Origin of the sequence: Pseudonocardia sp. Ae717_Ps2, from assembly GCF_001932475.1 — a bacterium.
GTDB lineage: Bacteria > Actinomycetota > Actinomycetes > Mycobacteriales > Pseudonocardiaceae > Pseudonocardia.
In genome coordinates, this window is the sequence record NZ_MCIS01000001.1 from 664,042 (window position 1) to 675,819 (window position 11,778).

The 11,778-nt window shown below is 75.8% G+C and carries 10 protein-coding genes; 8 read left to right on the forward strand and 2 right to left on the reverse strand.

What is annotated here, in order from left to right; translation table 11 throughout:
- Positions 1 to 3 precede the first annotated feature (3 nt).
- The 7 genes from Ae717Ps2_RS03350 (at position 4) to Ae717Ps2_RS03380 (ending at position 9,797) form a co-directional block, all read left to right on the forward strand.
- Complete coding sequence (locus tag Ae717Ps2_RS03350; RefSeq protein WP_083695591.1) at positions 4 to 2,196, forward strand: molybdopterin oxidoreductase family protein; 2,193 nt, start codon at positions 4 to 6, stop codon at positions 2,194 to 2,196.
- 320 nt (positions 2,197 to 2,516) lie between these two features.
- The gene (locus Ae717Ps2_RS03355; protein WP_075308131.1) at positions 2,517 to 3,956 is read left to right on the forward strand and encodes an FAD-dependent oxidoreductase; all 1,440 of its coding nucleotides are present in this window, start codon (positions 2,517 to 2,519) and stop codon (positions 3,954 to 3,956) included.
- An 11-nt stretch (positions 3,957 to 3,967) separates the two neighbouring features.
- Positions 3,968 to 6,511: a nitrite reductase large subunit NirB gene (nirB, locus tag Ae717Ps2_RS03360; protein ID WP_075308129.1), complete on the forward strand. Its 2,544-nt coding sequence runs from the start codon at positions 3,968 to 3,970 to the stop codon at positions 6,509 to 6,511.
- Positions 6,508 to 6,951, forward strand: coding sequence for a nitrite reductase small subunit NirD (gene nirD, locus Ae717Ps2_RS03365; RefSeq protein ID WP_075333010.1), 444 nt, complete (start codon positions 6,508 to 6,510; stop codon positions 6,949 to 6,951). Before nirB ends, nirD begins: the two co-directional genes overlap by 4 nt.
- A gap of 106 nt (positions 6,952 to 7,057) precedes the next feature.
- A complete protein-coding gene (locus tag Ae717Ps2_RS03370) occupies positions 7,058 to 8,248 on the forward strand; it encodes a uroporphyrinogen-III synthase (RefSeq protein WP_075333011.1) in 1,191 nt (396 codons plus the stop codon).
- Positions 8,245 to 8,952: a sirohydrochlorin chelatase gene (locus tag Ae717Ps2_RS03375; RefSeq protein WP_075308123.1), complete on the forward strand. Its 708-nt coding sequence runs from the start codon at positions 8,245 to 8,247 to the stop codon at positions 8,950 to 8,952. Before Ae717Ps2_RS03370 ends, Ae717Ps2_RS03375 begins: the two co-directional genes overlap by 4 nt.
- A 2-nt stretch (positions 8,953 to 8,954) precedes the next feature.
- Entirely contained in the window at positions 8,955 to 9,797 is an 843-nt protein-coding gene (locus Ae717Ps2_RS03380) for a putative protein N(5)-glutamine methyltransferase (RefSeq protein WP_075308121.1), read from the forward strand.
- 28 nt (positions 9,798 to 9,825) lie between these two features.
- Here the strand turns inward: Ae717Ps2_RS03380 and Ae717Ps2_RS03385 are convergent, their stop codons facing one another.
- Complete coding sequence (locus Ae717Ps2_RS03385; RefSeq protein ID WP_075308119.1) at positions 9,826 to 10,779, reverse strand: zinc-binding alcohol dehydrogenase family protein; 954 nt, start codon at positions 10,777 to 10,779, stop codon at positions 9,826 to 9,828.
- A 78-nt stretch (positions 10,780 to 10,857) separates the two neighbouring features.
- Between Ae717Ps2_RS03385 and Ae717Ps2_RS03390 the strand changes: the two genes are divergently transcribed.
- A complete protein-coding gene (locus Ae717Ps2_RS03390) occupies positions 10,858 to 11,487 on the forward strand; it encodes a TetR/AcrR family transcriptional regulator C-terminal domain-containing protein (RefSeq protein WP_075308117.1) in 630 nt (209 codons plus the stop codon).
- Positions 11,488 to 11,493: 6 nt separating this feature from the next.
- Here the strand turns inward: Ae717Ps2_RS03390 and Ae717Ps2_RS03395 are convergent, their stop codons facing one another.
- The gene (locus Ae717Ps2_RS03395) at positions 11,494 to 11,775 is read right to left on the reverse strand and encodes an MGMT family protein (protein ID WP_020622958.1); all 282 of its coding nucleotides are present in this window, start codon (positions 11,773 to 11,775) and stop codon (positions 11,494 to 11,496) included.
- Positions 11,776 to 11,778 lie beyond the last annotated feature (3 nt).

The following is an 11,778-nucleotide window of genomic DNA, read 5'->3' on the forward strand; positions in this document are numbered from 1 at the left end:
ACCGTGGGTCCGGACGACCGGACCGCCACCCACTGCCCGTACTGCGCCCTGCAGTGCGGGCAGTGGGTCGGCCCGTCCGGCGAGGTCGACGCCCGTGAGTTCCCGACGAACGCCGGGGGCATGTGCCAGAAGGGCTGGACCTCCGGCGCTCTGCTCACCCATCCGCAACGCCTGACGTCGCCGCTGGTCAGAGCCTCGCGCGACACCGGTTTCGTCGAGACCGGCTGGGACGACGCCCTGGCCGGCGTCGCCGCGAGGCTCGCCGCGCTGCGTGCCGAGCACGGGCCGGACTCGGTCGCGGTCTTCGGCGCGGGTGGGCTGACCAACGAGAAGGCCTACCTGCTCGGCAAGTTCGCCCGGGTCGCGCTGGGCACCAGTCAGATCGACTACAACGGCCGGTTCTGCATGTCCTCGGCCGCCGCCGCGGGCAACCGGGCCTTCGGCGTCGACCGTGGGCTGCCGTTCCCGGTCACCGACCTCGACGACGCCGAGCTGGTCGTCCTCGCCGGGGCGAACGTCGCCGAGACCATGCCGCCGCTGATGTCGCACCTGACCGCGGCGCGACTGGTCGTCGTCGACCCGCGGCGCACCCCGACCGCGGAGCGCGCGCTCGCCTCCGGGGGGCTGCACCTGGCGCCGCGTCCGGGCACCGATCTGGTCCTGGCGCTGGGGATGCTGCACGCCGCCGTCGTCGACGGGCACCTCGATCTGTCCTACATGGACGAACGCACGACCGGCTTCGACGACGTCTGGGCGATCGCCTCGCAGTGGTGGCCCGAGCGCGCGGAGCGGGTCTGCGGGGTCGCCGCCACCGACATGCGCACCGTCGTGCGGTGGCTCGCGGAGTCCACCCGGCGCTACGTGCTCACCGCGCGCGGTGCCGAGCAGCACGCGCACGGCGTCGACACCGTCGCGGCGTGGATCAACCTGTCGCTGGCGCTCGGCCTGCCCGGCCGCCCCGGCTCCGGGTTCGGGACGATCACCGGGCAGGGCAACGGCCAGGGCGGGCGCGAGCACGGCCAGAAGTCCGACCAGCTGCCCGGCTACCGGCACATCACCGACCCGGCCGCCCGCGCGCACGTCGCGCAGGTGTGGGGGGTGCCGGAGACCTCGATCCCCGGGCCCGGCCGCAGCGCCGTCGAGCTCCTCGACGCCCTCGGCCGCCCCGGCGGTCCGCGTGCGCTGCTGGTGTTCGGCTCGAACGTGCTCGTCTCCGCGCCCGACGCCCGCGCCGTCGCCGAGCGGCTCGACGCGCTGGACCTGCTCGTCGTCGCCGACGTGCTGCCCGGTGAGACCGCGATGCGCGCCGACGTCCTGCTCCCGGTCGCCCAGTGGGCCGAGGAGGAGGGGACCATGACGAACCTGGAGGGACGGGTGCTGCGCCGCCGTCGTGCGCTCGCCCCGCCGCCCGGGGTGCGCACCGACCTGGAGGTGATCGCCGGGCTGGCCGCGGCCCTCGACGCGCCGGGGGATTTCCCCGCCGACCCGCGGACCGTGTTCGACGAGCTGCGGCGCGCCTCGGCCGGTGGGATCGCCGACTACGCGGGCGTGTCCTACGACCGGCTCGACGCGGGCGAGGCGCTGCACTGGCCGGTCCCCGCCGACGACCATCCCGGCACCCCGCGGCTGTTCACCGAGCGTTTCGGCCACCCCGACGGACGTGCCCGGATGCTGCCGGTCGACCACGTCGAACCGGACGAGGGTGTCGACGACGGGTTCCCGCTGACCGTGACGACCGGCCGGGTGCTGGTGCACTACCAGTCCGGTGCGCAGACCCGCCGGGTCGCCGAGCTCGCGGAGGTGTCGCCGGAGGTGTTCGTCGAGGTGCACCCGGACACCGCCGCCCGGCACGGTCTCGGCGACGGCGACCTGGCCGACGTCGTGTCCCGCCGCGGGACGACGACGGCGCGCGTCCGCTGCGTCGCCACGCTGCGCCCGGACACGGTGTTCTTGCCCTTCCACTTCGGCGGCGTGGGGGCGGCGAACAACGTCACCAACCCGGCCCTGGACCCGGTGAGCCGGATGCCGGAGTTCAAGGTGGCCGCGGTGCGGCTGGAACCCGCCGGGACCGGGCGGGACACCACCGTCGGAGCCGCCGGAGCCGCTGACACCGCCGGAGTCGCGACCGACGGCCTGGCCCCGGCGCTCACGGTGGGGGCCGGAACGGCCGCCCGAGCGAGCCGGTCCGCGCGCTGATCCGTCGTTCGCGCGCGTCCGGACGCGCGCGGGCCGTGGATCACCGCGCGAACCGTGGATCACCGCGCGGGCCGGGGATCACCCATGGCGGGTGGTCCCCGCGGTGGCCGGACCCCTGGTGGCCGCGGCACCTGGCACGGGCTCCGCCGCACCTCGCACGCCCTCGGCCCGCCTCGTCGGTCCCGGCACGGGCGCCGAGGTGGGCGGAACCCGTGCGGGGTCCCGGCTCACGGTCTGCGCCCGCCGAGAATGAGGACCTCGTAACGCCCGTGCAATGGCGGGCGTTCCCCTCGTAACCCCCCGTTCCTACCGTCGATGGCATGAGCAGGCGCGTGGTGGTGATCGGGCACGGCATGGTGGGTGCCCGTTTCGTGGAGGAGGTCCGCCGGCGCGACCCCGACGGCGAGCGGGTGTCGCTCACCGTCCTCGGCGCGGAGTCCCGCCCTGCGTACAACCGGGTGCTGCTGTCCACCGTGCTCGCCGGCGGGCTGCGACCCGCCATGGTCGCGCTCCCCGTCGTCGACGGCATCGACCTGCACACCGGTGTCGCGGCGACCGGGATCGACCGGGCCGCGCGCGTCGTCCGCGCCGCCGACGGCACCACCCACCCCTACGACGAACTGGTCCTCGCCACCGGCTGCCGGGCCTGGCTCCCGCCGGTCGACGGCCTCGCCGACGCGGTCGACCGTGACGTGCCCACCCGCGGTGTGAGCCTGTTCCGCGATCTCGACGACTGCGAGCGCATCCTCGACGCGGCGGTGCCGGGCGCGCGGATCGCCGTCGTCGGGGGCGGGCTGCTCGGGGTCGAGGCCGCCCGCGGGCTCGCCGGACGCGGCGTCGCCGTCACCCTGGTGCACCCGCGCACCCACCTGATGGAGCGCCAGCTCGACCCGGGCGCCGGAGACGTGCTCGCGACCGCGCTGCGCGGGCTCGGCGTCGACGTCCGCTGCGGGGTCGGGGCCAAGGCCTGGGATCCCGACACCGGCCTGGACTGCGACGACGGCTCCCGGGTCGCCGCGGACCACGTCGTCGTCGCCGCCGGGGTGCGCGCGAACGCCGGGCTGGCCGCCGACGCCGGGCTCGCGGTCGACCGCGGGATCCTCGTCGACGACCGCCTCGCCACCGACGACGGCCGGGTGCACGCCGTCGGCGACTGTGCCCAGCACGCCAGTGCCCCGGGCGGGCTCGTGCAGTCCGGCTGGGAGCAGGCCGCCGTCCTCGCCGACCTGCTGACCGGCACCGACCCGGCAGCGCGCTACCGCGGCACCCGCCCGGTCACCCGGCTCAAGGCCCGCGGCATAGACCTCGCCGCCCTCGGCGACCCCACCGCGGGCGACGAGGAGCTGCGTGTCTCCGACCCACGCCGCGGCCGCTACGGCGTGCTCGCGCTGCGCGACGACCGCGTCGTCGGGGCCGTCCTCATGGGGCTCCCCGACGCCGCGGCCATGATCACCGAGCTGTACGACTCCGGCGCCCCGGCCCCCGAGGACCGGCTCGCGCTGCTGCTCGGCCGGGCCTTGCCGGGGGAGGCGTCCTCCGCCACCGACCCCGTCCGCATGCCGGGCACCGCCGTGGTCTGCCGCTGCAACAGCGTCACCAAGAACACCCTGGTCAGCGCCTGGCGCGCGGGCGCCCACGACGTCGACGCGCTCTCGCGGCGCACCCGGGCCGCCACCGGCTGCGGGAGCTGCCGCGACGTCGTCTGCGGGATCCGGGATTGGCTGGCCGACATCGACCCGCCGCAGGAGAGTGCGGCATGAAGGAGCAGAGCATGAGTCGTCTGGTCGTCGTCGGGAACGGCATGGTCGGCCACCGCCTGGTCGCCGCCGTACGGGACCGTGACACGGCGGGGGACTGGGAGATCACCGTCCTCGGCGAGGAGACCCGCCGCGCCTACGACCGGGTCGCCCTGTCCTCCTACGTGGACGGCAAGTCGGAGGAGGAGCTGCGCCTCGACGACGACGAGCTGCGCAGCGATCCGCTCGTCACCTACCACCTCGGCGACGCCGTGGCCTCGATCGACCGCGACGCCCGCCGCGTCACCACCGCGTCCGGCCGCACCCTGACCTACGACGCGCTGGTGCTCGCCACCGGCTCGTACCCGTTCGTCCCGCCGGTGCCCGGCAAGGATCTGCCCGGCTGCTTCGTCTACCGCACCCTCGACGACCTCGACGCGATCAAGGCGGCCGCCGCGGCGGCAGCCGACGACCCGGCCCGCAAGGGGCGGCCGTCGGCGATCGTCGTCGGCGGCGGGCTGCTCGGCCTGGAGGCGGCCCGCGCGATGCGGCTGCTCGGGCTGTCGCCGCAGGTCGTCGAGATCGCGCCGCGGCTGATGCCGGTCCAGGTCGACGAGGGCGGCGGCGCGCTGCTCAAGCGGCTGGTCACCGCCCAGGGCATCGCCGTGCGGACCGGGGTGTCGCTGTCCGCGGTGTCCGCCGACCGCGGTCGGCTCGTCGGAACGCTCTCCGACGGCGTCGAGCTCGACGCCGACCTCGTCGTCTTCTCCGCGGGCATCCGCGCCTCCGACCAGCTCGCCCGCGACTGCGGCCTGCCGGTCGGCGAACGCGGCGGGGTCTGGGTCGACGACCGCTGCCGCACCTCCGACGACGCCGTGTGGGCGATCGGCGAGTGCGCCGCCCTGGAGGGCCGCACCTACGGCCTGGTCGCGCCCGGCTACGCGATGGCCGAGGTCGTCGCCGACCGGCTGCTCGGCGGGCAGGCCCGGATGACGCCCGAGGAGCTGGACATGTCCACCCAGCTCAAGCTGCTCGGCGTCGACGTCGCGAGCTTCGGCGACGCGCACGCCACGACCGAGGGCGCGCTGGAGATCGTCGTCAACGACCCGGTCGAGGGCACCTACTCCAAGCTGGTCGTGTCCGACGACGCGTCCACGCTGCTCGGCGGGGTCCTGGTCGGCGACGCCTCGCGCTACGGCTCGCTGCGCCCGCTGGTCGGGTCCCGGCTGCCCGACGACCCGGTCACCCTCATCTCGAAGGGCGGGGCCGAGCCCGACGCGTCGGCGCTGCCGGACTCCGCGCAGATCTGCTCGTGCAACGCCGTCACCAAGGGCACGCTGTGTGCGGCGATCGCCGACGGCGCGCACACCGTGCCGGAGCTGAAGGCGTGCACCCGCGCGGGCACCACCTGCGGCTCGTGCGTCCCGGCGCTGGCCCGGATCCTGGAGCAGCAGGGTGTCGAGGTCTCGAAGGCCCTGTGCGAGCACTTCGACCACTCCCGCGCGGAGCTGTTCGAGATCGTCGCCGGGGCCGGCATCCGGTCGTTCTCCGACCTGGTCGCCCGCTTCGGCCGCGGCTCGGGCTGCGACATCTGCAAGCCGGTGGTCGGGTCCATCCTCGCGTCGCTCTACAACGAGCACGTCCTCGACGGTGAGCGCGCGACGCTGCAGGACACCAACGACCACTTCCTCGCCAACATGCAGCGCAACGGCACCTACTCGGTGGTCCCGCGGATCGCCGGTGGCGAGGTGACCCCCGAGGGCCTGATCGTGATCGGCGAGGTCGCCCGCGACTTCGGGCTCTACACCAAGATCACCGGCGGGCAGCGGATCGACATGTTCGGCGCCCGCGTCGAGGACCTCCCCGCGATCTGGCGACGCCTGGTCGACGCCGGGTTCGAGTCCGGACACGCCTACGGCAAGTCGCTGCGCACCGTGAAGTCCTGCGTCGGCACGACGTGGTGCCGCTACGGCGTGCAGGACTCGGTCGGCCTCGCCGTCGAGCTGGAGCTGCGCTACCGCGGGCTGCGCAGCCCGCACAAGCTCAAGTCCGGCGTCTCCGGCTGTGCGCGCGAGTGCGCCGAGGCCCGTTCCAAGGACTTCGGCGTGATCGCCACCGAGCACGGCTGGAACCTCTACGTCGGCGGCAACGGCGGCTTCACCCCGCGTCACGCCGAGCTGCTCGTCTCCGACGTCGACACCGAGACGCTCGTCCGCACCATCGACCGGTTCCTGATGTTCTACGTCCGCACCGCCGAGCGGCTGCAGCGCACCGCGCCGTGGATCGAGGCGATGGAGGGCGGGCTGGACCACCTGCGCGCGGTGATCGTCGACGACTCGCTCGGCATCTGTGCCGAGCTCGACGCCGCGATGGCCCGCCACGTCGACTCCTACGCCGACGAGTGGGCCGGCGTCCTGGCCGACCCGCAGAAGCTGGAGCGGTTCGTGTCCTTCGTCAACGCGCCCGACACCCCCGACCCCACCGTCCGCTTCGTCGAGGAGCGGGGACAGAACGTCCCGGCCCCCGGCCGTCCCGACGAGCCCGTCCTGATCGGCCTCCCGGAGGTGTCCTCCCGATGAGCACCCAGCTCGACGCGTCCACCACCACCAGCACCGCCAGCACCATCGCCACCAGCACCGGAGCGACCACGACCGCCGCGCCCGCCCCGGCCGGGACCGAGCCCACCGGCTGGCTCACGGTCTGCCCGGTGGAGCGGTTGCAGCCCGGCCGGGGTGTCGCCGCACTCGTCGGCGACACCCAGGTCGCGTTGTTCCGTCTCGCCGACGGCTCGGTGTACGCACTGGGCAACATCGACCCGTTCACCGGGGCCGCGGTCGTCTCCCGCGGCATCGTCGGCGACCGCGGCGGCGAGCCGACCGTCGCCTCGCCGCTGTACAAGCAGGTCTTCGCCCTGCGCGACGGCCGCTGCCTGGCGGGTGCCGACGAGGGCGACGCTGTGAGCCTGCCCGCGTTCGTGGTCCGGGTGATGGGCGAGGAGTTGCAGGTCGGGCTACGGTGAACACCCCTTCCCGTACCGTCGTGCCCACCACCACCCGCGACGCTCCCGGCCATCTCCGCGCGTCCTCCGCGCCGGCCGGCCGGGACATCGGAGGAACGGAGAACCGGTGACCCGATCCGCCGCACGAGACGTCGCCGCCGCGCCCGACGCGGCGGCGGTGCCACCGCTGGCCGGGTTCACCGTCGGGATCACCGCGGCCCGGCGCGCCGAGGAGCTGGCCACGATGCTGGAGCGCCGCGGCGCCACCGTCCAGCACGGGCCCGCGCTGCGCATCGTGGCCCTCGCCGACGACGCCGACCTGGAGAACCGCACCCGCGAGCTCGTCGCGGCACCACCGGACATCACCGTCGCGACCACCGGGATCGGCTACCGCGGCTGGATCGAGGCCGCCGACGGCTGGGGGCTGGGCGAGGAGCTGCTCGTCGCGCTCGGCCGGTCGGAGATGCTGGCCCGCGGGCCCAAGGCGCGCGGCGCGATCCGCGCCTCGGGCCTGGTCGACGCCTGGTCCCCGGAGTCGGAGTCCACCGCCGAGGTGCTGGAGCACCTGCTCGACCGCGGCGTCGAGGGGACCCGGATCGCTGTACAGCTGCACGGCGAGCCGCTGCCCGACGTCGTCGACGCGCTGGAGATGGCGGGCGCCGAGGTCGTGACGGTGCCGGTCTACCGGTGGGCACCGCCGCTGGACCTCGCCCCGCTGGACCGGCTGATCGACACCACCCTGACCGGCGGGATCGACGTCCTGGCGTTCACCAGCGCCCCCGCCGCGGCCGGGATCCTCGCCCGTGCCGGGGAGCGGGGTCTGCGCGAGGACCTCCTCACCGCGCTGCGCGGCCCCGTGCTGGCGCTGTGCGTCGGCCCGGTCACCGCGGCACCGCTGGAGGCGCTCGACGTGCCGACCGTGCAGCCGCAGCGCTCCCGGCTCGGCGCGATGGTGCGGACCTGTGAGTCCGTCGCCCCGGCCCGTGCCCGCAGGCTCCCGGTCGGCGGCCACCAGCTGGAGCTGCGCGGATACGCGGTGCTCGTCGACGGCAGGTTCTGCCCGCTCCCGCCGACGCCCATGGCGTTGCTGCGGCTGCTCGCCAGGCGGCCCGGCCGGGTCGTGTCCCGCGCCGAGCTGCTCGCCGCGCAGCCCGGTGGGGCGGGCGACGAGCACGCCGTCGAGAACGCCATCGCCCGGCTCCGCGCCGCACTCGGTGTCCCCGGCCTGGTGCAGACCGTGGTGCGCCGCGGCTACCGGCTCGCACTGGAACCCGAGCACGGCGCGCACTGCGCCGAGGACCCGGAGGTGACCCGGTGACCGGACTCCCGCTGCTGCTCGTCGCGCACGGGTCGCGCTCCGACGCCGCCGACGCGGTGATCCGGTCGCTCGCCGAGGCCGTCGCCGCGCGCGGCCCGCAGGTCGAGATCTGCTACGTCGACGTCCGCGGTCCGAAGGTCGTCGACGCCGTGATCGGGCTGCAGGACCGCGGCCACGACGGCGCCGTCGTCGTCCCCGCGTTCCTCGCCGCCGGCTACCACGTCCGCACCGACCTGCCCGCCCAGCTCGCCGAGGCCGGCGCCGACCCGGCCCGGTTCGCGGTGACCCGCTCCATGGGGCCCGACCCGCTGCTCGCCGCCGCGGCCCTGGACCGGTTGCGCACGGCCGGCTACCGCGACGGCGACGCCGTCGTCCTCGCCGCGGCCGGCTCGTCGGACCCGTCCGCGGTCGCCCAGGTGCACGCGAGCGCCGGGATGCTCGCCCGCCGGGTCGGCCGTCCCGTCCCGGTCGGGTTCGCCGCCACCGGCAGCCCGTCGGTGGCCGAGCTGGTCACCCGGCTGCACGACGCCGGGGAACAGCGGGTCGCGGTCGCGTCCTGGCTGCTGGCACCCGGTGTCTTCCAGACACGGCTGCTCGGATCGGGCGCCGACGTCGTCGCCGACCCGCTGGGCGTGCACGACGACGTGGTCGCCGCCGTCCTCAAGCGCTACGCCGCCGGGGCCGCCGCGGTGCTCGCCGCCTGACCGTGCCCCGGCCCGACCCGGACCTGGTCGCCCGGCTGCGGGCGGCGGGCTGCGTGTTCGCCGAGGACGAGGCGGCGCTGCTCGCGACCGCGGCCGACGGCCCGGAGCGGGAGGCACTCGTACGGCGTCGTATCGCCGGTGAACCGCTGGAACACGTCCTGGGCCGGGTGGACTTCGACGGGCTGAGGGTGCGGATCACCCCCGGGGTGTTCGTGCCGCGCCGTCGCAGCGAGGCACTGGTGCACGCGGCCGTCGCCGCGCTGCCGGACCTCGCTCCCGGGCACCGACCGCTGGTGGTCGACCTCTGCTGCGGCTGCGGTGCGCTGGGCCTCGCCGTCGCCCGCCGGGCCGCCGCCGACCGTCACGGCGCCGACCGTCATGTCGCCGACAGTCGCGCCGCCGACTCCCGCGCCGTCGATCTCCACGCGGCCGACGCCGACCCGGTCGCCACCGCCTGTGCCGCGGCGAACCTGGCCGGGATCGGGACGGTGCACACGGGCGACCTGTTCGCCGCGCTCCCCGGCCGGCTGCGGGGCCGGGTCGACGTGCTCGTCGCGAACACCCCCTACGTGCCCAGCGGCGCGATCGCGTCGATGCCCCCGGAGGCCCGCGACCACGAGCCCCGCGCCGCGCTCGACGGCGGCGCCGACGGCCTCGGCCCGGCCCGCCGCGTCGCCGCCGGGGCGGGGGAGTGGCTCGCTCCCGGCGGGACGCTGCTCATCGAGACCGGCACCGCACAGGCGCCGGTGCTGGCGGAGGTGTTCACCGCGCACGGGCTCACCGCCCGGATCGGCACCGACGACGACCGCGGCGCGACCTGGGTGCAGGGCCGCGCTCCCCGCTGACCGGGGCGTCTCGGTCGGCGACGACGGGTCACCCGGTGGTGATCACCAGGCGTCCGGGCCCGTCGGCGGTCCAGGCCCGCTCGACGTCGGCCAGCTCCGCGGTCCGCACCGGCACGTCGAGACCCTCGGTGACGACGGCGTCCAGCAGCCGCGGCAGCTCGGCGAACAGCAGCGCCGGGTCGATGCTCCCGCCGCCGCTGCCGGTGACCTCGATCCGGCGGGCGCGCAGGATCGCCGCGTCCAGCTCGACGGTCCGCCCGGCGAGCGAGCCGATCTGCACGTAGCGCACCGGCCGCCCGCCGTGCTGCAGGCTGTCCGAGCGCAGCGCGTCGAACGCCGCGACCGCGACCGGGCCCCACAGGTAGTCGAGGACGACGTCGGGACCGCCGTCGAGCGCGGCCACGAGCGCGGCCGTCGTCGCGGCGGGGTCCTCGCCGATCCGGATGCCGACGACGCGGTCGTCGGCGCAGACCCGCTCCAGCGCGGCGGGGTCGCGCCCGGCCGCGACCACCCGGCCCGCGCCGTGGTGCAGCGCGATCCGCACCGCCAGCGAGCCGGAGGCGCCGGTCGCACCCAGGACCAGGACCGTCCCGCCGGTCGGGACACCGCGGTCGGCCAGCGGCATCCACGACGACATCGCCGGGTTGACCACGGCCGCGGCGAGCTCGGTCGGCAGCGCGTCCGGGACGGGCACGGCCCAGCCGGCCGGGACCAGTGTGCGTTCGGCGATCGTCCCGTACGGGTCGGGGCAGCCACCGGTGTAGACGCGGCGGCCGTCGAGCTCGGCGATCCCGTCGACGCCGGCGACGAACGGCAGCCGATCCCCCGCGGAGTAGTGGCTGCCCGCGGCGACCGAGCGCACCAGCTGGTGCACCCCGGCGGCGAGCATGCGCACCTCGACCGTCCCGGCGACCGGATCGGGATCCGGGAAGTCGGCGTACGCGGGCGGGGTGGTGAACGACGTGACGACAGCGGCCTTCATGGGGCACCTCCGTTGAACATTGTTCAAATCCAGGTGGCCTACACTCCTCTGAACACTGTTCAACGTCAAGGGGGGCCGGTGGCGCTGCACCGCGAGGCCATCGTCGACGCGGCGTTCGAGCTGCTCGCCGACGGCGGGCTCGACGCGATCACCGCCCGCGCGCTGGCGGCTCGGCTCGGGGTGCGTGCGGGCGCGCTCTACTACCACCTGCCGGACATGGCGGCGCTGCGCGACGAGATGGCGACGCGTGTCGTGCGGCGGGTGCTGCAGCGCGTCGGGGAGGCGGCCGGGTCGGACTGGGCGACACTGTTGCGGACCGCGGCGGCCGGCACCCGGGACACGCTGCTGGGCTACCGGGACGGGGCGATGCTCGTCGCCGGCACCCGCCTGCTCGACGACGAGGCGCTGCGCTCCCTGGAGGTGCCGCTGGCCGCGCTCGTCGCCGCGGGGTTCGCCCCGCTCGACGCCCAGCGCGCGCTGGCCACGGTGAACGCCTACGTCGTCGGGTTCGTGATCGAGGAGCAGGAGCGCCGGGACCCGGTCCGCGGCGCCGCGTACACCGCCGAGCACCGCCGGGCCCGGCTCGACCCGGATGCGCAGCCGCTCAGCCACGCCCTGAGCGACGAGGTCGTCGCACTGCCGGAGGGGGCCTTCACCTGGGGGGTGGAGGCGATCGTCGCCGGGATCGGCGCGCGCCGTGGCGGGTGAGGCCGGTCAGCGCCTGCGGTGCTCACGGGGCAGCCGGCCGTCGACCATCAGGATCCCCTCGGCCCGCAGCCGGGCCGCCTGCTCGGCGGCGAGGTGCGGGGCCGAGCGCCCGTCGGAGCGCAGCACCCGGTGCCACGGCAGGTCGTGGCCGTCCTCGGCGAGGATCCGGCCGACCAGACGCGCCGAGCGGATCCCGGCGAGCTCGGCCACCTCGCCGTAGCTGAGGGTCTGCCCGGGCGGGATCGACCGGACGACCTCGCGCACCCGCTCCAGGATCTCGGAGTCCACGCC

Excerpts from the sequence above, each read along its gene's own strand:
- Ae717Ps2_RS03355 (WP_075308131.1), top strand. The coding sequence starts at position 2,517 with ATGAGCAGGCGCGTGGTGGTGATCGGGCACGGCATGGTGGGTGCCCGT.
- nirB (WP_075308129.1), top strand. The coding sequence starts at position 3,968 with ATGAGTCGTCTGGTCGTCGTCGGGAACGGCATGGTCGGCCACCGCCTG.
- nirD (WP_075333010.1), top strand. The coding sequence starts at position 6,508 with ATGAGCACCCAGCTCGACGCGTCCACCACCACCAGCACCGCCAGCACC.
- Ae717Ps2_RS03385 (WP_075308119.1), bottom strand. The coding sequence starts at position 10,779 with ATGAAGGCCGCTGTCGTCACGTCGTTCACCACCCCGCCCGCGTACGCC.